This is a genomic window from Pseudomonas sp. K5002 (genome assembly GCF_013386655.1).
In the GTDB taxonomy this organism is placed as follows: Bacteria; Pseudomonadota; Gammaproteobacteria; order Pseudomonadales; family Pseudomonadaceae; genus Aquipseudomonas.
Window position 1 is genome coordinate 1 of sequence record NZ_JACARK010001620.1, and the last position, 329, is coordinate 329.

1 protein-coding gene is annotated in these 329 nt (G+C 64.4%); it reads right to left on the minus strand.

Features of this window, described 5'->3' with window-relative positions; translation table 11 throughout:
• The coding region (locus HX846_RS38320; protein WP_178967593.1) for an ABC transporter permease at positions 1–329 on the minus strand (329 nt) is incomplete at both ends.

The following is a 329-nucleotide window of genomic DNA, read 5'->3' on the forward strand; positions in this document are numbered from 1 at the left end:
GGCACCGGCAGTGATCGCGCCGCCGATGCCGATGGTGGCGAGGATCAACACGGGCTTGAACGCATTGGGCAGGATGTGCCGCAGCACCACCGCCAGCTGCGATTGGCCGAGGGTGACGGCGGATTCGACGTAGCCGGCATTACGTACGCTGAGGGTTTGCGCCCGCACCAGGCGCGCATAACGCGGCACGCCAGCGATGCCTATCGCGAGAATCAGATTGGCCGTGCCCTGACCGAAAAACGTGATGATCACCAGCGCCAGCAACAGGTCGGGAAACGACAGCAACACGTCGATACCGCGCATCAAGGCGCCGTCCAGCCAACGCGGAC